The following is a 21915-nucleotide window of genomic DNA, read 5'->3' as shown; positions in this document are numbered from 1 at the left end:
CGCTCCCCACAGGTTTTCATCACAAATGTCATTAGTTGAGCATTCCAAAAGGAAAGCGGTAGCAGAAAGTATTTACATACACACCTCAAAGGTAGAGGAAACGATTAAACTGGGAGAGCTAATAGCTTCCTTGCTCAAGCCGGGTAGCATTATAGCCTTAAAAGGCGAACTTGGTGCCGGGAAAACGGTTCTGGTAAAGGGAATAGCAAAGGGATTAGATACCAGAGAGGAACCTAATAGCCCTACTTTTGTGATTATGAACGCCTATGAAGGAAGATTGCCCCTTTATCACTTTGACCTTTATCGAATTTCCGGGGTGGATGAACTCGAAGGAATAGGGTACGAGGACTACTTCTTCGGCGACGGCGTTTCAGTCATTGAATGGGCAGATCGCATAGAAGAGATTCTTCCCGAGGAAACCATAAGGATAGAAATTGTCATCCCGGAAGAAAATAACGGGGAATTTGAGACCGAACGCAATATAACAATCGAAGGAAACGAAAAATGGCTCTCATTGTTCAGAAGTACGGTGGAACGAGCGTTGCCAACATCGACAAGATAAAATGGGTTGCCGGGCACGTAATCAATACTAAGGAGAAGGGACACAAGGTAATAGCAGTTGTTTCGGCCATGGCCGGGGAAACGGACCGCTTGATTAAACTCTCCCGCTCGATCATGGACCCGCCCGATGAAAGGGAATTGGATGTGGTTACATCCAGCGGAGAACAGGTTTCAGCGGGGCTTTTAGCCATGATGATCAAAGCCCTGGGGCATGATGCTATATCTTTTCAGGGACATCAGGTGAGAATCATAACCGACAATTCACATTCAAAGGCAAGGATAGTGAGGATCGACGACCAGAAAATAAGAAAGGCACTCCTGGAGGGAAAGATTGTGGTCGTCGCCGGGTTTCAAGGAGTGGACGATGAGGGAAGCGTTACCACCCTGGGGAGAGGCGGCTCCGACCTCACCGCTGTCGCACTTGCCGCAGTGCTTAAAGCGGATGCCTGTGAACTATATAAGGATGACGTGGACGGGATTTACACCACAGACCCGGGCGTTTGCCGGAGTGCCCGGAAGCTGAGAAAGATTTCATACGAAGAGATGCTGGAGATGTCGAGCCTGGGGTCTAAGGTGCTACAGGCCAGGGCTGTTGAGTTTGCCAAGAAATTCGGCGTTCCGATACATGTGCGCCCGACGTCGAAACCAGACGCAGAAGGAACATGGGTCGTAGAAGAGGAGGAAGCAATGGCAGAAATGGAAGACATGGTCATATCCGGGGTCACATCCGACAAGAACCAGGCAAAGATCACCATAATGCAGGTCCCGGACCGGCCCGGCATTGCGGCAAGGCTTTTCACGCCGCTAGGCGATGAAGGCATTGTCGTTGACATGATAGTGCAGAACGTAAGCTCGGAGGGTTATACCGATATGACCTTTACCGTTCCCCGGACGGATTTCAAAAAGGCGATCAAGATAACCGAGAATTTGGCAAAGGAGCTCGGGGCGAAGGGCGTGGCATCAGACGATAAAATCGCTAAAATATCTCTAGTCGGATTGGGTATGAAAACCCACTCCGGGGTAGCTTCCCGGATGTTTTCGACACTTGCGCGCGAAGGAATAAACATTATTATGATAAGTACGTCTGAGATAAAGATATCATGCGTTATAGACGAGAAATACACGGAGTTGGCGGTCCGCTCGCTCCATGATGCATTTAATTTGGGAGAATGAACTTAGCTACCAAGACACGAAGGCACTAAGGAAATTGTTAACTAGTTTACGAGTTGATATGTTCACATGTTTGTTTTTAACCCGTTAACCAGTAAACACGCTAACACAGCAACATTAGTGTCTTGGGGCCTTTGTGATTAAATAATTAGCTTGGAGAAGGAAATGACGGAGAGGATGGTAAAGATATACGACGTAACGCTCAGGGACGGAACCCAGGGAGAGAATATTTCTTTTTCCATTCATGATAAAATCCGGATCGCCTCGAAGCTTGACGAGATGGGCATCCACTACATCGAAGGAGGCTGGCCCGGCTCCAACGAGAGGGACGAGGGATTCTTCAAAGAGGCTAAAAAGCTGAGACTAAATAAATCGAAGATCGCTGCATTCGGAAGCACCCGCCGGGCAGGCCAAAAGTGTCATGTAGATGGAAACATTCAATCGTTACTGGAAGCGGAAACCCCGGTCGTTACCATCGTGGGCAAGAGCTGGGACTTCCACGTAAGGGAAGCCCTCCGGATTTCTCTCGAAGAAAACTTGGAGATAATTCACGACTCCATCTCATATCTTAAGGAGAGGGTGGACGAGGTATTTTTTGATGCGGAGCATTTCTTTGACGGCTATAAGAAAAACCCCGAATACGCTCTAGCCGCCCTTAAAGCCGCCCTGGACGGCGGGGCGGATACGCTCGTTCTTTGTGATACCAATGGTGGGACTCTTCCCTGGGAGGTCGAATCAACAGTCCGGGAAGTGAATTTAAAACTGGGGAATCCCAGTCTTGGAATTCACACCCATAACGACGGAGAATTAGGGGTTGCCAATACCCTTTATGCCGTATTGGGCGGAGCGAGCCAAGTCCAGGGCACTATGAACGGATACGGAGAGAGATGCGGGAATGCCAATCTGTGCTCCATCATCCCCAATCTTAAGCTGAAACTAGGTATCAACTCTATAAGCGATGAAGGACTCAAGAAATTATATGAGGTTTCGCATTTTATTCACGAACTTACCAACCTACCTCCAATCAAAAACCGCCCCTTTGTGGGAGAAAGTGCCTTTGCCCACAAAGGGGGGCTACATGTTAGCGCGGTCATGAAGAATGCCGAGACCTACGAGCATATAAATCCGGAGGTCATCGGGAATAGAAGGCGTGTGCTTGTCTCCGACCTCTCCGGGAGAAGCAACATACTCTATAAAGCTAAAGAGCTGGGAATAGAGCTTGACCCCAACGACAAGAAGGTGCAGAAGATTTTAAGCGAGCTTAAGAAGCTGGAAAACCAGGGATACGAGTTTGAGGGTGCAGACGCATCGTTTGAACTTCTCATCAGAAAAACATTAGGTCAGTACAAAAAACACTTTGAACTCAAGGGTGCCAGGATAATAGTGGAAAAACACAAGGACGACGAGGAGCCTATCTCCGAGGCTACGGTCATCGTCCAGGTAGACGGAATAACCGAACATACGGCGGCGATCGGAAACGGACCGGTGAACGCGCTTGATAATGCCCTACGGAAAGCGCTTGAGAAGTTCTACCCGGCGCTAAAAGAGGTGAAGCTCAAGGATTACAGAGTGAGAGTGGTCTCGACGCTCCAGGGTACTGATGCGGTGGTTAGGGTGCTCATCGAATCGGGAGACGGCGAGAGCGACTGGAGCACAGTGGGCGTCTCCGAAAACATCGTCGAAGCAAGCTGGAAGGCCATGGTTGACAGCATTGATTACAAACTACTCAAGGATGAGGCGAAGAGGGCGGCGAAGGCAAGGGGATAAGCTGTTGATTATTTCAAATTTATGCTAGCATCGAACAATTTGACTGGCATAATCAGAAATTCATGGCTTAGATAGCAAACCCATTTCAAAATATGTACCAAATATTAAATTCTCAACACGCGAAATTTGATCACTCAGAACTGGTGTAAGCCTCACTGTGGCAATTTCTCCTTCTTGCAGAACCCGTGGTTCAATACCCACTTCAGAATCCCACGGACGAAGATTTTCTCCGCCACCACAAATGGCAATTAGAATCCGGTTACTACCATAAGCACGAGTAATGTTAAATACGCCCGCATCAACAGCTCTCCAGTGAGCAAGCTGGTCTCGTACAGATCTTTCCTTATTATCAGGAGGCAAAATGTCCGATAGTTTCCGCAAGGATTCTTCGAGTACTAAGCTAACCTTTTCACTGATATCTCTGGGCTCTGCTCCGGAAATGATATGTGCGAGCTTAGGGATTCTATGCACATCATGTTTGAAGAATGCACCGACCGAAACTGCAAAATATTCCAAAGTGCGCCGAAGAGCAAATACAAATGCCTGATACTCAAAGTTCATTCGGCGAGTATTACCTCCTGCAACTGCCGTTCCCTCACCGATTTGTATAATGGGCAAGTAAGCTTTTGCTAAGTTAAGCAATTGCTGTTCCATTGATTCGACAATAGCAAGATGGTAGTAAGATGCGGCAAGTCCCTCTTGAACATATCCCAGAACAGCTTCTGAAAAGATAGTTAGCCAGTCTCGACGTGAACCACCCTCAACAGTCAATCTCGCTAGATTGGGCAGGCGTGGAATAGCGGTGATCGAGACATGAACAGCAGTGAACTTCTATTTCGATAGATTGGGCAACTCAAAGCCTGCTATTTTCTCAAGAGCACTGAAAAGAGTTTGTACTCTAACCGCCATAGAATGAAGATCTAAATTTGGTTCGTTTTTAGCGTTCATATTTCTTTTGCTTAATATTAATCCGGCACGAGAGAACTACAACCTGAAAACTAATTCCTTATTTAAAAGTTTGAGAAGTTTCTTATCCAAGGTCCAAACGCTTGATTTTGCGCGTTTTGCTAAAACCAAAATTACAGTATCAATTAACCCAACACCCTTGGAAATCAAATTGTTTCTTCCCGAATACTCCCCAGCGTCGATCCAAACGTTTCTTTCGTTAACCTTAGGTACATTATGCCAATACGATCTTATTATGCTAATCTCTCTCTCAGTAGAACAACCTTGCAGTAGTTCACCAAATACACATTCAATTCCGACTATTTCTCTAGAGCTCAGCTTTTCTTCAAAAACGGAAAAAATTGGTTCTCTTTTCATTAGGAATTCAATCCAGACTGAAGTATCTGCTATTATCATTTAACCTAATTCTCTGTTAACAGACCTGACCTTATCAGCAGAAAAATCTTTCTTGAATTTGAGAGGTTCTTTTTTGATCCGTTGATTTAACTCCTTGATCTTCTGTAATGCAATCCAGTCTCTCAAGGCAATAATCAAAGACTCAGTAATATTTTTGCCTTTGGAATAACGTTTTATCTGATCAACCAAATCATCCGGTAAAATAGCAGTTACTTTCATACGACTTAATATACGATATATGGTCGTATTGTCAACTGAACCCTAATACAAGAATAAAAACAGAACAGTCCCGCTCACCATTTGCATAAAAGACTTTTCCCTATAAATAAAACCCCTTTTACTCGATCTGCGGTGCGCCGCCCATAAGGTAAAACAATCCTCCGAGGATTATCGCCTGGACGATCCAGCCGATTAGGCAAACTCCGACTGCCCTCCAGGTACTGCCGTAATCAAGCGCCTGTTTGACGGCGATTATCATCGCCACCAGCATCCAGATCGACGCAACAAAAAATATTATCCCCCCTATAACCGGGATAAAACCTAATACCCGGAGCAACCCCGGCGAACTGGAAAAGCCGATAGTCCTGAGCAACTCGCCGATATCGGCTTTGGTCTGCGGTTCAGGGAGGAGTCTTGTACCGATGATATAGGTGAGGAATGCCCATACCAGCCAGGCAACCAGAGCGGCTATTGCTCCTATAAAAACTCCGGAACCCCCCACCTCGCTAATACTGCCTATCCCCGCCGCTATACTGGCCAGAACAACAACTCCTAAAGCTTGCCCCATAGCGCCGGTGTCTGCCTCTACCTCTTCATACAGTGTTGAATCCAACTTTACCGCACGAACTATCCGATCTGTAAAACTAGCCATTGTAACCTCCTTAGGGTTTATTTACCGAAAAACGATATTGCCTTATTCTACCGGCATACTGTCGATAGCTAAGTCAAAAAGTAAGAGAGCGTTGAGCAGTATCGAAAAATCGTACCAATCAGAATAACCTGAGACTAATAGTGATAGCGGCGGTCAATTAGCTTGGAGCTTATTTTACTATTTTGCTCACTCCGAGTCTAGTAGGAATAAACCCATGATCTTTTATTTCTTGGATTTCCACCCGCGTCTTTTCCGACCCAGGCACAAAAACCGCTCGATAAATCAGAGTAATCCGTTATTACTCTTCTTTGACGGAACCGATTCAAAAACTACCTCGCCACAATTATTTTAACGTTGCCTACTTTCTTGGTTACATTGATTCCGACGTCATGTTCATATCTCTGTAGTGTAAGGTCTAACGAGCCACTTCCCACCCTCAGACTTTTGATATCGATTTTCTGAAGGAACTCCGGAAGCACCGGATAAGAAAAGCACACCCGCGACTTAGAGCCATCTATCGATAGTCCGAGACAGGACTGCAGAAGCAAAAATACCGAGGCGGCGGCCCAGGATTGCGGAGAACAAGCAACCGGATAAAGGGTTGGCCCCTCACCAGTCCGCCTGGCAAATCCACAGAATAACTCAGGCATTCGGTGAAGGTCAATGAAGAGGGAGGCATCAAAAAGACCGGTCAATATCTTGAGGACCAAGTCCTTGAAACCATAACTAGCTAGCCCCTCAGCGATGAGCGCATTATCATGAGGCCAAACGGAGCCGTTATGGTATGACATAGGATTATAGCGAACCTCCGAAGCCGCCAGTGTACGTATACCCCAACCGGAAAACAGGTCATAAGATAAAAGGGTTTCGGCAACCCGTTTCGCCCTTATCGGGCTGGCAATCTTGGCAAATAAACAGTGCCCAGCGTTTGATGTCTTAACGTAACAAGGACGCTTTTTGCCATCCAAAGCCAAGGCATATGTCGAAAGTTCTTCGCACCAAAAAGACCACTCGAATTTTTCCTGGAGATTTTGTGCTTGATGTTTAAGTTCCTCGGCCATTTGCTTTTGTCCCAACATGGAGGCTAGCTTTGCTACGGCAAGCTTTGCCGCATACACATATGCCTGCACTTCACAGAGCGCTACAGGACCCTCTGCCAACGTACCGTCGGAATGAGACACCGAATCCGCAGAATCTTTCCAGCCTTGGTTGACCAGGCCCTTTGGAGAGTGTCTGAAATATTCTACAAATCCATCACCGTCCAGGTCTCCGTAAGTATCGATCCACTTTAAGGCAAGCTCTATATTCGGCCATATCGATTGAATGAAATCCCGGTCACCGGTTCGGTCATAATATGCCCCGGCCAGCATACAAAATAAGGGGGTGGCATCCACACTGCCATAGTAGCGTCCGAATGGGACTTCTCCCAATGCAGCCATCTCTCCCTTTCTAGTCTCATGCAGTATCTTCCCAGGTTCCGCATCACCTTCCGGAATAGATTCCCTCGCCTGCGTCGACGATAGATACGCTAACACGCCCCTGGCAATTCCAGGATTAACCCATAAGCATTCCAGAGCGGTTATGATTCCATCTCGGCCAAAAGGGGTACTGAACCAAGGCACTCCGGCATAAGGATAAGGACCTTCCGGCAAATCGGTAATCATCATGTGAAGATCAGCTAAAGAGCGGCCAAGCCAATCGTTAAACTGCTCGTTAGATGTGTAGATCTTACATTCGCCAGTTCTTGCCGTCTTCAAAGCATAGCCGGCAGAGGAAAAGGCTTCGTCGTAAGATAGAGGGTGTGAAATCGAACCGTTTGATTCACAAGAAATGACCAGGAAAAGGGTTGTTTGCTCCTTTTGCTGAAGGGATACATCAAAAATAACCCCAGAGCCGGACATCTCCTTCGGGCTTGGAGAAAACTCTAGCCTCGTCCGCCGTGTTATATCATCAAGACCACGGTAACTCAGGAGAACTGTTCTCTCCTCTAAGATATCGTCTAGGTGCTGTCCCCTTTTCTCTCTCTTTAGCCCGCGTACCTCGAAGATGTCGGCAAAATCAGCCTGAAAATAAAAGGAAAGAGTGACGTTAATCGGGTTAAGACCGTAGTTCCATATTCGCAGACGCTCGTAGCAGACACCCTGCCAGATGAATTTGGCACGGAATATGTGGAGCGTGCCACGCGGTATTAAAACTTGGCTACCGAGATATAGGTCCGGATTTGTAAGGTCAACCGCTAAAAGTGCGTTATCTTCTTTCACCGTCGAGCTTAGGAGTAACGGACGATCCTTACCTAGCCTGAACTCCAGCCTGGATAAAAACCTTGTCCCTTCATGATAGATGCCCTGCTCGCCTACTCCAACCGGCTGTATGTCCCCGTAGCGGTCAAAAACAGCAAAGGTATCACCGTGTTTAAGCACCCGGGTCCGGTCATCGGCTAGGGACGAAGTTGCCAGTATATAAAACTGGTCCTTTACCCGAATTATCTCTTCCATAGCAGATTTTTGCTTATATCGTTTGCTTTTTCCTTTCAACTACCTGCTGATAGAGAGCTATGTAATCTCTGGCCATACGGGAGGCGGAGAAGCGTTCCTCAAAAACCTGTCGGCAGCGCTTACGGCTCAGGGTAGGAATTCGGTGCACAGCCTCAATGGCATCCTCAAGCCCCTGGACGATAAAACCGGTAGCTCCTTCTTCCATCACCTCCGGAACAGAGCCACGACGGTAAGCAATAACCGGAGTGCCGCAGGCCATTGCCTCTATCATTACCAGACCAAAGGGTTCGGGCCAGTTTATGGGAAAAAGCAGAGCATAGGCGTTCCCCAGAAACTCGTCCTTCTCCCCCTCTCCTATCTCCCCTACATATTCGACCAGCGGATTTCGAAGAAGAGGCTCCACAACATCCTCAAAGTAGTCTTTATCTACTTTGTCCACCTTGGCCGCGATTTTAATGGGCATGCCGATACGCTTGGCGATCTCGATTGCTCGATCCACCCGTTTTTCTGGAGCGATGCGGCCTAAAAACGCCAGATAGTCTCCCGGCTTTTCTCGGAAGTTATATAGATCCTCGGGCAATCCATGATAAACAGTCCCTAGCCAATTTAGCCAGGGAAGCGGCTCGCGCTGGGCATTAGAGATGGAAACCACGGGCATATCGCAAAATTCCTGATAGAGCGGAACCAGGTCCGGAATATCCAGACGCCCGTGTAGGGTAGTTAGATGTGGGATCTTGTATCTCCGCGAGAGCAAGAAATGTAAGTAATCAATATGGAAATGAATGATGTCAAATCGGTCTGGATCCCTGAACACCATCTCCAGCATCAAAACATGGTGGGCTAGCTGGTCTACGCAATGCTTGTCCAATCGTAGCGACCTTCGGCAAGGGGCGACAAGATGTGCCTTAGTCACCGAGTCTCCGCTGGCAAAAAGGGTCACCTCGTGTCCTTGTTTTAGCAGCTCCTCGGTAAGGTATGAAACAACGCGTTCCGTACCCCCATAATACTTGGGCGGGACACTCTCATAGAGCGGTGCAACCTGAGCAATCTTCATGACCGTCTACCTCCTCAGAAATTTATTCTAAAGGGATAAATGTAGTCCTAATAAACCTTCATTGCTCCGTTGCCAATATGTGACACAACCGGTTAAACAAAAGATTACGGAAGAATTACGACTAGTAGTAATCATAACAGTTAGAGGAAGAAAAAGGAATATTTCGATAAACCGCTTTACTTATTCATTCCAAAAACCGGCTTCTTATTTCAGGCGTTGGAATCAAGCATTCCTCTCTCTTCCCAAACCACTTATAACGATTCTTGACCACTATGTCGTAGATAAAATCCCTGACCGGTCTCGGAAATAACACAAACAGGTAAAGGAGGGGCCAGAGTCCTTCGATCCTCCTAGCTATCCTGAGAATCGCAGTTGATTTCTGATAACATTTATTTCCTTCAACCAGGATAAAAGAGTTAAAATCATCAGTAGGTAGACCAAAATGTCGCAATAAGCCCTGCCCCGCTTCTGATTGCAGGGGAGCGTATTTAAATATCCCTTCCGGGTCTCTTCTGATGGTGAATAGCACTATACCGCTACAAAAATTGCAGACACCGTCAAATAGGATTATGGGCTGTTCTTTGGGAATTTTATTCATTTGCTTGAATCAGCAATTCAAATTATTTTCACATTTCCAAACTTCATTGTCATGCCCGTCCCACAGTTTAACCGAGGGATCAATCGGTATCCTCTGCACATGTCATCCCCGAACGTTCCCCGCTAAAGCTTGTATCCGAAAGTATTAATCGGATAACACGCGGAGACAAGCTTAATCGGGAATCCTTCCTCCTTGTCATTCCCGAGATCTTTTAATCGGGAATCTATAAATGAACCACCCTGCAGCAAGGAGGCTGTCAGGGTATCCGAAAATTTCCCCTCCCTTGATGGGAGGGGATAAAGGGGAGGGTGAATCACCCCCACTCCTTCGGCTTCGCTCAGGACAGGCTTAATCCTCCCCCATCAAGGGGGAGGATGGATGGAGTGTAACCCTGTGCAAGCCACAGGGAATTCTCAAGTTAAAGAATGGATTCCCGTTTCCACGGGGATGACAAATTGGTGATTCCTACTCCCCGCTTGCCCGAGGACAAGTTTCGTGGGAATGAGGAGAAGGGGAGAACTCCCAAACCCGAATAAGATTCCTCACCTGCTCCCTCATATTCATTCGGGAAAGGGTTCGGAATGACGGTCCAATCCTGCTAATTGCAAGGATAATTGCACAACCATAATCATCAATTTGTTCCCTCAATCAATACCCTCTCATCTCCCTCTACTCGATAAGTAATACCATCCGACCGCCCCGTACAATCCACCACGACTAGCTGATGGACTCCTATTTCTAGCGGTATGAACAACCGAACATCTGGCTTCGTGCTTGCCACGAGCTTTCCGTCCTGATACCAGTAGAGACGCTCAACTTCCGGGCTTGTCCTGGCGATAAGCTGAACCTTCTGATAATCAGTAGGCGTGCTCATAAGCATCCGGTAGGGGGTTGCTTCATCGGGCGACACGATCTTCGGTGGAAGCTGTGGAGGCACGTCCTTGCAAAAAGGACTAAGAGGAGGAACGGATGGAACATCTCTTCCCTCTGCCCTCCACCAGGCAACAAGCTCCGGAGGATAGGTGTTAATGATTTCGGCCCGGTGTGGACGGATGGCAATACAGTCGCCGAGCAGCATCTCGCCGGTTTCAGAATCTATAAATACCTGCTTTGAGTAATTATCCACCGGTATACGCGAACGGCCGGGGATATAAGTCACCAAGACCCTTTCCTTACAAAAAGGGGTGGGAAGCATATGACTCTCCTTGCATACCTCGATTGTTCCCAGCCTGAGCCCCACCGGCTTCTCCGGTTTTGCACCGTTTCCCTCTATGGCCCGGAAAAGGTCAAAAAGAAGAGGAGCGGCATGCTCCCCTCCTGAGATTCCCTTTTGTCCCCTTCCGCTAGGATTTCCCACCCACACACCTATCGTGTACTTACCCGAATATCCGACCGCCCAGGCGTCTCTATGTCCGTATGAGGTACCTGTCTTCCAAGCCACCTGCGGTACATCCCTGGTCAGCTCCCAGGTAGGAGAAGGCATGTCCGGACGGCCAAGCTCGGTAAGTGTCTGTGTAATAAGGTATGACGCCTCTTTAGAAAAAAGCTCTTTTTCTTCATAACCGCTGCTCTCATCGGTCGTGATTCTCACCGGGTAATGAATACCTCCCTGGGCAAGCGTTGCGTAGAGGTTGGTGAGGTCAAGGAGTGTTACTTCCCCAGACCCTAATATCAAAGGAAGACCATATTGCGACACGGGTCTATCCAGTGTGGTGAGCCCACCCTCCAGAAGAAGCTTATGAAAATCATCGAGGCCGACTTCAGAAAGCAGTCTCGCCGCCGGTACGTTTAACGACCTTATCAGCGCCTCACGCATGGTGACCTGTCCCCGGTATACGCCGTCATAGTTTTTTGGTACGTAGCCGGAGAAATCTGTGGGTATGTCTAGCATGAACGTTGCCGGAATTACCAACCCCCGGTCAAGCGCCATAGCGTATAGAAAGGGCTTGAGGGCCGAGCCCGGCGAGCGCCTGGCCAATGCATTATTCACCTGCCCGGCGTAATGCTTTTCAAAGAAATCACTCGAACCTACCATTGCCCTCAACTTACGCTCCTTGTTTTCGATAACTACTATCGCTAGGTTATCAATCCCCTGCCCTCTCAATCCCTCGATTCTTCTCCTCGCGGATTCCTCAGAAATTTTCTGTATGGATAAATCGAGTGTGGTTTCTATTCGGTCCTTATGGCGATACTTATCCCAGGCAAACTGAGTAAAGTGAGGAGCATTAAAAGGAGCATTCCTACGTCTCATGGGCACAGATTCTTTCATTGCCTCCTTAACCCTACTCGCCGTGAATACCCCTCGTTTTTGTAGTTGCATCAACACTCGGTTTCTCGCTCCAAGCGCTTTCGAGGGATTGACCACGGGGTCGTATGCGGTGGGTGAGCGAGGGAGAACAGTGAGAAGGGCAACGTCTGCCGGAGAGAGCGCCCTGGGGTCCTTGCCCAGGTAAAAATATGACGCTGCCCCTATGCCTTCTATGTTCCCTCCATAGGGTGTAATGTTCAGGTATATTTCGATCAACTGGCTATCGTTAAGGTGCCACTTGAGCTGAAGCGCACGAAAACCCTCTTCCAACTTAGATAGAAGTGTTCTTGGCTTTGGGTTAGAAATACGCGCTATCTGCATGGGGATAGTGGAGGCGCCAGACACTACCTTCCCGGCTTTTATGTTTGTGTATAGCGCCCTTATCACCGCAAACGGGTTGATACCTGGATGATAATGAAACCACCTGTCCTCGGAAGCTATAACCGCTTTGATCAGGTCTGGGGATATATCCTCTAGCCTTATCGGAAGACGCCAGTGTTCATCTCTGGGCAGGAAAAACCTGACCGGGTTCCCGTCCTTATCGGTTACGACAACAGTCGGAGCCCTTCTCAACGAATCTCCAGGAAAAGGGAAGAGGAAATCAAGGGTGATGAATAGGGGTAAAGGTGCAAGAATCGCAATGAAAAACAGTCTGAGTGAAATGCGGGGAGAAGAAAATGTACATCTTGTCAACTTCTTATCTCCACAGCGATTACTCCTTCCCCACCTGTGGGGGAAGGTCGGGATGGTGTTTCTCCCCCTCAAGTGGGGAGAACGTATCATTTATCGTAGTAATGCCGGTTTGTTTCAATCCGCTGCCAATTCAAAAACTTCTTCAATTCTTTATCTCCACCCTAAATGGCTTTTCTAAGCCTCCGGTAAAACGAATATTGGGCGCATACATGGCCTCCGCTTGAACCGGCGGGACAGAAAATACACCCGGGTTGACCACACGAAGAAGCGTGTAGTAGCTGTACCACTTATTATCGTTCAAATCCGTAAATATGAGCACCCGGTCATCGCGGATGTCCTGATAATCCGGTTCTAGCTTCTCACCTGTGGCCCAGGGCAGAATCTCGGTGGTCTTTAGCCTTGGGTTTTCTACCTCAAATCCCGAAGGTAATAGATTCTGGATCACCACGTTTTGCAATCTTCCGGACATGCTCCTTACATCCGTGCGTACTACTAGGAGGTCTCCCTGCTTGATATTGTTCGGGTCGATGGGGACTCCGTCCTGCGTGTGGTATTCCTTCTTTAGCTCAAGCCCGTTTTGTACCGGCTTAAACCCCTTGTCCGTTGGAACCGCGCTGGTAATGATGGAGTAGAAAGCGCTCCCCTCCTTGTATCCGTTATCCATGACTATCTTGACCGGCTCCGTACCCTCGATCTCCGGGATGGCGAGGACCTTGTCGCTTTTAAACTCAGCGATTGATTTGTCACCAAGATAGACAGTGCCGGTGTAGGGGGGAGCCTGGGTTTGCCTTTTTATAAACTGCCCGATTGCCAAGAGCGCAAACGAGGTTTCCTGGGTTGTCCACCAGGTATCAACCGTAGCATCACGAGCTAGTCTTTCCACTAGCTCGGGCGCACGCGGGTCGTTTGGTGCAGCATCCATGAGCGCCAACAGAAAAAGGGCGCGGTTACGAACGGTGGAGTTAAAGTTTCCTCCGGTTTCTCTATTAATGCGCTCTACGTCTTCTAAACCTTTAGTCATCTCCTTGATCGCCTCGGTGTTTCCCATAGACGCATACGTAGCGCCGAGTAACGCCCGGGATTCCACACCGAGCTGGTCTTTACCGTTCTTACGAATGTAATCCATAGTACCAGTATCGGCCTTACCTGCTCTCCCCAGCACATAAAGCGCATATACCGCCCGCTCAAGCTCGCCGGTGCCGTAGGATTGCTTAGCCTTCGCCTCGCTTTTTGTGAAATCTATGGCCCCGGAGTAAAGGGAGTTCTCGACGTAATATCCGGCGCGTCTGGCTTCTACCAGGAAATGGGCCGCATAAATGCTTGCCCATGGTTCCACAGAGGTTCCTCCCGGCCATAGAGAAAACCCTCCTCCGGTTATCTGCATGGTTACCATACGCCTTATCCCCTCTTGCACCAAAGCCTCCGGGTTTGATTTCTCGAATAATTCCGGCTCAAGCTCTCTCGATATATCCGCTAGATATAGCAACGGAAACACCGTGGAAGTTACCTGCTCAAGACATCCGTAAGGATAGTTGAGAAGATAATCCAGCTTCCCGGAAAACTGTATAAGCGGGAGACGGCTTAACCGAAGTTCTCTCTTGATGGTCTCTGGCCGGAACGAGCCTTCGTCCTCGATTCCTAGTTCAGTTGTTTGACCGGCAATTCTTCCCGCTTTCTCCATTCTCTCTACCGGCAAATCCGGGCGTATAGAGAGGTCAGTTGTCGAACTTGTAGTCTCGCCGTTCCCGGATGCACTGATATTGAGACTGACATTCCCAGTCTCATCAAAGGTTGTTATCGTAAAGTAAACCGTCCTCTCGCTTCCGTTTGGTATGGCTATCTCTTTTATCGACTGCTTCTTTTGTTCATTGTCTCGTTCTCCCTCGATTCCGAGAGCCCCAAGCAGGTCTAATTGCACTTTAAACGTCCCGTCCTTTCCAGTGTCGTTTCTCACCGATACGGGTATTACCACGGTCTCGTTCAAGGACAAAAACCGGGGTATCGTCGGAAACATCACCAGAGGCGATTTAACTCCGGTAAAACTCTCGCCCGAGCCAAATCTTTTGTCCTTTGAGGCCACCGCCATGATGCGTATCGCTCCCTGAAACTCCGGTATATCGAATTTAACCTTCAACCTTCCATTGGCATCGGTCTTCAATACCCCAGACCAGAAGGCCACGGGCTTCACCCGCCTTATTCCTTCTGTACGCACGAATTGTCCAGCCTTTAGCGCATCGGCTCCTCCGCCTGGCGGCGAGGCCCCCTCTATCTTGGGCACATCGGGTAAGAGAAGTGAAAATGTATCGTACTCCATCACGCCGAGGGCTAATTTTTGATAAAAGAAGGAAAAAGGGTCGGGTGTCTTCTGGGCTATCAACTGTAATATTCCCTCATCCACCGCCGCCACGGTGACGGAGGCTTCGGGAATAGTGCTCACCTCTATCTCCAGCGGGGTGAGCGGCCTTATTTCTTCAGGCGCCTTGATATCCACGCCTATCCGGTTAGCACTTCGGTCTACGTTTATAGGAATCGCGCCAAACGCCCTGCCCGGAGAGCCAGGCTCGAGGTCCTTTGCGCTTCTTATCACCGTAGCAGTGATATAGGCGTTAGGGCGATATAACTCCGTTACTGGAATGGAGAGCTTGGCACTGTTCCCAGAGAGGGTATGAATTTCGGTGTGATAAATCTCGTCACGCTCCACGGTAACTAGTAGTTTTCCGCTGAAAGGAGCGCGAACCTGTAGCACCGCCCGCTCGCCGGGCATGTACTCATCCTCTTCCAGGTCTAGTTCAACCCGTGCCGGATTTTCAATAGCCCATGCTGAAAACCCCCAACCGCTGGCATAGAATTGAACCTCGGTAGAGGCGCCCCCTTTAGGATCGGTGAGCACGACACGGTAGCTTCCAAACTCGGAGGGGGTGAAACCGAAGCTTCCCTTGGAACTTCCCCCCTCCAGGATTTTTGATTCCAAAAGAGCAGAGTCACGGATAGATTCGTATTTATAATTTCCGGCAGGGGTACGCCTCAAAACGGTGTTCCACCTGTCGATGAAGAATTCGGCGCGAAGTGTATCCGTTTTTACCTCCTTTAATTCACTATCCGCCTCACCAGGAGAAAGCGCAACATATTCTAACACCACCTCTTTTCCCGGGTCCGCATACTGACTGCGGTCCTTACGCTTAATTCCGAGGTAAAAGGGATAAGGGTGGACATTAATTATATTTCTGGCGGCAACTCCTCGACCGCCCGTTTCCTGGACACGCGCAGTGATCCAGGCTTCGAGTGATGAAGGTGGCCTCAAATCCTCGGGAACCTTAGCCGCAAATTCCTTTATCCCCTCCTCGTTTAATTTCCCTCTTTCCGAGAATATCTGTCTAGGGTCGAATTTCCTCTCCGGATTGATGAAGACATACGCCTCGTATCCCTTGGGTGCAAAATCCTTGGGAATGAGCGTTACCTGAGTGTCGACGGATAAACCCGCTGCCGGAGGACCGAATAAGTATGTACCCCTCACCTTATAACGCATCTCTTCACCGGGAAGGACACTTTTCTTTTCCTCCTCGACCGCAACCTTTATCCGGTCAGGCACGAATTCCTCTACCTGAAAACGGTATTGTCCGATTGTTTCATCCCCGGCAACTATCTCTACCGTGTGATATCCGGTAGGAGCATAAGCCGGAACGGATAGGGAAAAAGGCAATAGCCCGCCTGCGGTCACATTCTCTTTCATGGTCTTGCTTATCCTTCCCTTGGGGTCCTTATGGCCAATGATGAGCGGCATCGGTTCGGGAACATTTAGGTTAGAATCCCTGACGATTGCTACAGCTTCCAGGGTTTCACCGGGACGGTATATGTCCCTCTCCCCATAAACATATGCTGTGTATCCCTTAGCCGTGAATGTTGCGCCTCCGACATCAAGCCCGGATGTGTCTATGGCCATTTGCTCGGTGAGGAGAAAACTAAAATCCCTTCCCTTCTCTACTGTTATCATGTACGGAGTATTTTTCTCAAACGGCTTTTGAAGACCTTCTAAACGTAGGAGACCGTTAGCATCCGTAATCCCCTTAGCAATAAGCTGGTTCTGGTTGCTTATGACCTTAACCTCAGCACCGGAGATTGGCTGAAGATTAGCAAAAGAGGAAACCCAAACCAGGAATTCGCCGCTTCCTTTCTTCGCCACTATTCCCAGGTCGGTTATGAGAACCCACTTCTGTACGCCTTCATAAAGTCCTTCAGGGGTGATGCCTATTCGGTAAAGACCCGGCTCTCCTTCCGGTATGTATTTATTCAGATTGAGGGTGGTAACCACTTCCTCATTTTGCTTTTTTTGCATTTTTATTTCCTTATTCACAATGGAGTTACCCAAAGAGTAGTTAAGGTCACCCTTATAGTAATTGTCTCTCCATACCGAGTACCCATATGAATCGAACAGGAAAAAAAGGTTGTTGAGATAAACCCGGTCAATGTCAAGCTCCAGGCTATCTATATTGATTGTTTTAAGCTTTACCGCATGCGTGCCTTTAGCGTCGAGAAACATCCCCTTGCTTTCAAACTCCACCGAAGGCTCTAAGTCGGGAATGGTAACTTCAGTCTTGTATTCCTCCCGCAAAACCGCATCATCGATCGCCGGAAGCCCCTTACCCATAGCCAATTCGTATGTCTCTCCCGGTTTAAATTCACCTCTCAGGTTTAGTCGGTTTCGGTCTCTCTCTAGGGTGTACTTAACCTCGGGCTTTACTGTTATATAGCTTGCGGCAATCTCCGGGTTTACCGAGGATGAAAAGGTGATTTTAAGGGATGATTTTTTATACGCCGCTTCCGGGGAAACCTCGCGGACTACGAGCTTATCTTTTGACCCCAGTAGAATAGTCTCAGTATAATCCTGTCCTAGCGGGACGTTACCCTGAGCAGGAACGAGGTCTCCCAGGATTATGAGCTTAAGCTTCCTCTCATCCTTCTCCTTCTCTATGGGGTCACTTTTGAAATTGATTACGTCGCTCCAGTATGTAGTTTCGAGCTTTATGGGTATTCGCTTTTCCTGACCATCCACTCCTCCTTTAAGGTCGATAAGCTTTATTTTCCGGGCCAAGACCTCCGGGTCCACCGAGTAGTTAAATCTAACCTCTCCGACAAGGGCAAGGGTGTTTTTCTTCTCCAGGAATGGTTCTTCGTTTATGGTTACCTGCTCCACTTTGAATTCATCAGTGCGAAAGCTTATTTCCTTCTTTCCCTTAAACACCTGCCCTTGAGAGATTATTTGCTCGGGAATTATGGTGATAGTGTAATCAGTAGCCGGGGCGAAATTCCCCGATGGCTCGAACCTGAGCACATTTGAGCCCTGCCATTTCCAGACTCCGCCTATGGTCGGGGTTATCTTGGCAGGGTCACGTCCTAGTATCTCGCCTTCTTTGTCCTTTCCAATCGGCTTGTCAAACACAATGTCGACGAAGCTCTGGTTCTCCCGGTCAAACTTAACATCGAATATTGCCACCCCCTCTCCCTTACCATCAACACCGGTCTCCTTTACTCCTCCACCCAATCTATCCTTTCCCAGTATAAAACCCATCACGACCACGACTATGACCAGTATTGCTATTGCAATGTTCTTCCAATCCTGAAATATCCGCTTAGGTTTGTCCGAGTTTGGTTCAGACATGCTTGCGCCTCCTGATGATTTAAATCGATTTAAAATACAGCTTGATAAATTTCTAAATTATATCTTTCTTTTTCTCTAAGCGAAAAGCAAATAGTCTGGAAAGTTTATTTGAGAGCCAAGACTATAGTCTGCTTTGGATGGTTCGCTTCTCCATGTGATAAACTAAAGACACATTTGATGGAATGAGTGGGCTAAGATATTCCGATGTCTTTGAGTTAGCCATTCCGACTGTGTCTGCCTCTGTCTCACTACGGACGGAATATCCGCTACAATTGTAAGGAGCGCATATATGCGTTCCCTACAAATTTACACTACTACTTCGGGATTACATCTCCACATATCATCAGCTTTTTAATAATTGAATACTTCTATTCTCAAATCAAGATTTTTCAATTGATTAGCATTCCTGCGGACGTTTTTGTCTAATCCGATGTTAAACCCAAAGTAATAATCTTCTATTTTCGATAATCCTTTTTTCATTCAAAAAATAAATCTTGATGAGTTGTTTCCATTATGATTCAATAAATTCAAAGGTGCTATAATGAAAAAAGGTTACAATCTACTTGATCTAGCGACATGGTCGATAATAATCGCCGGTATTATCATCATGACCCTAGGTTAATAACAACCAATAATCAATATTCTTTTCCAATTGCGGCAAGATTGGCTTATCGGAAAAATTTGCATTCCGTCATAACTAATTGAGCTCCATTTTAAATCTATCAAAACCGTTTCTGTCTTAACCCAAAAACATACCTTCTCTCCTGGATATCGCTAACATAGTGAAAGGGTCTCTCTTTAGTAGAGAGAAAGCCTGGGGCTCTCATCAAAATTACATTGCCTGGGGAGGCATCGATTTCGACTGAATCTCTTCCAGACCTATCGGAACAGATGAAGAATCTACCCCGGCCCTCGATAATAAAAAGGCAAACCAGATTTATGTAGCTCAATCCATCCCGGTGTGGGGTAATTCCAATCGAGCCCCTTTCATACTTCTGAAGTACAATAGAGTTAAAAGCCAGTCTTGTCTCGAATGGATAAGGTTTAATGAGTGTCAAGTATTCATCTAAAAAGTACTGAAGGGAATGCTTGAGCAAATTACATTTGCTGTCGTCGGGAAAATCTTCAAACGAGCTCATCTGCTGTCTTACGATTTTATCTCCAGTGCCAACGACCTCGTCCTCCGGTTTATAGGCGTAACACTCAGCCTCTTCCAGGAGCGACTCTCTGAAACCCTCGTTTAGAATTTTTACTGAAGTCGCACCAACGGTAGAGAGCTTCTCCAGAATTCTATGTATGTCAAAATAGTCCGGAAGAAAAAGCCCTTCCATAAGTTTAAATATAGCGTGAAACTTTAATAATTAAGCGGACCTTGTTACCAGCTTTACATCGTCTATCCAGACGGTTCCCTTCCCTTCGATTACCAGATTAAGCTTAATCGGGTATCCAGTCCTTATGTCATCCCCGAATGCATTAATCGGGGATCCATCTTCTAAAAAACTGGATTCCCGTTTGCACGGGAATGACAGATCAGTGGATTCACACTCCCCGCGTGCGCAAGGACACGCTTCGTGGGAATGACAAATCAGAGGGCCTAAGTTTAAGCTTGTACCCAAAAGTATTAATCGTGTAACATGTGGGAATGACCAGAGGCCCTGGTCAGAAGCTCTTGCTACGATGTGTGTAATATTAAATCCAGGTTATCACAAATCATTTTCAAAAGGGATCGTTACCTCCCATCGGTCGTTTTGGATTTAATTTTAGTGGATTCGCCATATCATTAGAAACCATGCCATCCGTTTTTCCCATTCTTGTAGATAGTCCTGTTCTTTCTCCGTGCTCTCCGATTATTATCACTCCCATGGCTTTCTATGAGAACATCCTGGACAACGCTATATTTTCTTTTATTGAGTTCATCCTTAAAAGAGCGATTTAATAGAGCCGCAAGAACTTTTTCTGCCTCGTTTTCTTCCAGGAGCTCTTTGGCCGTCTTGATATAATCCTGGTGGCCGCCAGACTCAATAATATCCTCGATCTCCCTTTTTATTCTGGTTAATTTTGCTTTTATTACATCCTCCATTTCCGGCAGCTTCTCTCTTCGGATATTGGTCTTGGCGATCCTCTTTATGAAATGGAGCCTTCTCTGGTCCTCCGGGGTAACGAAGGTTATAGCCGTTCCCTCCTTCCCCGCTCTCCCCGTCCTTCCTATCCGGTGCACGTAAGATTCAGGGTCATGGGGCAAAGCATAATTAATGACATGGGTGAGGTCGTTAATATCTATCCCCCTGGCCGCAACATCCGTAGCCACAAGGACGTTAATCCTCTTATTCCTGAACCTATTCAATATCCTCTCTCTTTGATTTTGGGATATATCACCGTGCAAAGCTTTGGCGTTGTACCCCATTTCCATCAGCTTATTGGCAACATTTTCCACGTCCAGCTTTGTCCTGCAGAATACGAGTCCGTAAAATTCCTTTTCCACATCGATTATCCTGCATAACGCCTTGAACTTATCCGAAGAGGAAATTTCAAAATAAATCTGGTCTGTCAGGTCCGTGGTAAGCTGTTGTTTAAGTGTTATAAGTTCATAGCGCCTCATATAATTCTTGGCAATATCCAATATTCTCTCCGGCATTGTTGCCGAAAATAGCAGCATCCTCTTCTCCGTAGCGGCACTATTCAAAATCTCCTCTACATCCTCTATGAAACCCATATTCAGCATTTCATCCGCCTCATCCAATATCAGATGGGAAATACTGCCCAGCTTCAAACTTTTTCTTTTTACATGGTCCAGTATCCTGCCCGGGGTTCCAACCACAATATCCACTCCTTCCCTCAGCCATCTGAGCTGAAGCTCCATAGAGTGGCCACCGTATATGGGGACTACCCGCAGCTTTTTATTTCCTTTGAGCGAGTTAATCTCTTCCGAAACCTGAACGGCCAATTCCCTGGTGGGGACAAGAACGAGCGCCTGAACAAACCCGGCTTCTTCTAACCTTTCAATCAGAGGAAGCGCAAACGCCGCTGTCTTTCCTGTTCCGGTTTGAGCCTGTCCCACGACATCGATATCCCCTCTCAAAAGTATGGGGATAGTTCTTTCCTGAATTGCCGTAGGTTCAAGAAAACCTTTATCTTTTATTGCTCTTAATGTATTTTCGGATAAACCGAGCGCCCTGAATTTTTCTAACTTCTCCATGTTATTCTCGATGCCTCTCTAGATTTTTTAAGCTAAATATACCTCTCCTATATTTCTCAACTTGACTAGGAGATTCACGTATCTTCTATTTTGTGGAGTTGTACTTGATATTTTTAGAATATGCGACTTCTCTCTGTCAGATTTTAAAAAGGTGGCTTTTGAAGGAATGCCTTATTATCCGAGG

General features: G+C 47.3%; 14 protein-coding genes. 3 read left to right on the top strand and 11 right to left on the bottom strand.

Annotated features, from left to right (window positions below; genetic code table 11):
• Positions 1-25 precede the first annotated feature (25 nt).
• From tsaE to cimA, 3 genes are all read left to right on the top strand, one after another.
• Complete coding sequence (gene tsaE, locus VNN20_01475) at positions 26-562, top strand: tRNA (adenosine(37)-N6)-threonylcarbamoyltransferase complex ATPase subunit type 1 TsaE (GenBank protein HWP90856.1); 537 nt, start codon at positions 26-28, stop codon at positions 560-562.
• Positions 505-1734 (top strand): aspartate kinase, encoded by a 1230-nt coding sequence (locus VNN20_01470; protein HWP90855.1) that lies wholly within the window; start codon positions 505-507, stop codon positions 1732-1734. The genes tsaE and VNN20_01470 overlap by 58 nt, the downstream gene beginning before the upstream one ends.
• Before the next feature lie 162 nt (positions 1735-1896).
• Entirely contained in the window at positions 1897-3498 is a 1602-nt protein-coding gene (gene cimA, locus VNN20_01465) for a citramalate synthase (protein ID HWP90854.1), read from the top strand.
• Positions 3499-3558: 60 nt separating this feature from the next.
• Here cimA and VNN20_01460 read toward each other — a convergent pair whose 3' ends face one another.
• From VNN20_01460 to VNN20_01410, 11 genes are all read right to left on the bottom strand, one after another.
• On the bottom strand, positions 3559-4269 hold the full coding sequence (locus tag VNN20_01460) for a hypothetical protein (GenBank protein ID HWP90853.1): 711 nt from the start codon (positions 4267-4269) through the stop codon (positions 3559-3561).
• Between the two features lie 213 nt (positions 4270-4482).
• Positions 4483-4860 carry a PIN domain-containing protein gene (locus VNN20_01455; GenBank protein HWP90852.1) on the bottom strand — a complete coding sequence of 126 codons (378 nt, stop codon included), beginning with the start codon at positions 4858-4860 and terminating at the stop codon, positions 4483-4485.
• The gene (locus VNN20_01450; protein ID HWP90851.1) at positions 4861-5079 is read right to left on the bottom strand and encodes a DUF2191 domain-containing protein; all 219 of its coding nucleotides are present in this window, start codon (positions 5077-5079) and stop codon (positions 4861-4863) included.
• Positions 5080-5197: 118 nt separating this feature from the next.
• Positions 5198-5731, bottom strand: coding sequence for a YIP1 family protein (locus VNN20_01445; GenBank protein HWP90850.1), 534 nt, complete (start codon positions 5729-5731; stop codon positions 5198-5200).
• A 329-nt stretch (positions 5732-6060) separates the two neighbouring features.
• Positions 6061-8226: an amylo-alpha-1,6-glucosidase gene (locus VNN20_01440; protein HWP90849.1), complete on the bottom strand. Its 2166-nt coding sequence runs from the start codon at positions 8224-8226 to the stop codon at positions 6061-6063.
• A gap of 13 nt (positions 8227-8239) precedes the next feature.
• Positions 8240-9280: a glycosyltransferase family 4 protein gene (locus tag VNN20_01435; protein ID HWP90848.1), complete on the bottom strand. Its 1041-nt coding sequence runs from the start codon at positions 9278-9280 to the stop codon at positions 8240-8242.
• 184 nt (positions 9281-9464) lie between these two features.
• A complete protein-coding gene (locus tag VNN20_01430) occupies positions 9465-9878 on the bottom strand; it encodes a thiol-disulfide oxidoreductase DCC family protein (protein ID HWP90847.1) in 414 nt (137 codons plus the stop codon).
• Between the two features lie 631 nt (positions 9879-10509).
• Positions 10510-12759 (bottom strand): penicillin-binding protein 1C, encoded by a 2250-nt coding sequence (gene pbpC, locus VNN20_01425; GenBank protein HWP90846.1) that lies wholly within the window; start codon positions 12757-12759, stop codon positions 10510-10512.
• A 262-nt stretch (positions 12760-13021) separates the two neighbouring features.
• On the bottom strand, positions 13022-18535 hold the full coding sequence (locus VNN20_01420; GenBank protein ID HWP90845.1) for an alpha-2-macroglobulin: 5514 nt from the start codon (positions 18533-18535) through the stop codon (positions 13022-13024).
• Positions 18536-19257: 722 nt separating this feature from the next.
• Positions 19258-19866 (bottom strand): hypothetical protein, encoded by a 609-nt coding sequence (locus VNN20_01415; protein HWP90844.1) that lies wholly within the window; start codon positions 19864-19866, stop codon positions 19258-19260.
• A gap of 449 nt (positions 19867-20315) precedes the next feature.
• Positions 20316-21731 (bottom strand): DEAD/DEAH box helicase, encoded by a 1416-nt coding sequence (locus VNN20_01410; GenBank protein ID HWP90843.1) that lies wholly within the window; start codon positions 21729-21731, stop codon positions 20316-20318.
• Between the last annotated feature and the right edge of the window lie 184 nt (positions 21732-21915).

The sequence above is a fragment of the Thermodesulfobacteriota bacterium genome (assembly GCA_035559815.1).
In the GTDB taxonomy this organism is placed as follows: domain Bacteria; phylum Desulfobacterota_D; class UBA1144; order Nemesobacterales; family CSP1-2; genus DATMAT01.
This window is presented reverse-complemented; position numbering and strand designations above follow the sequence as displayed.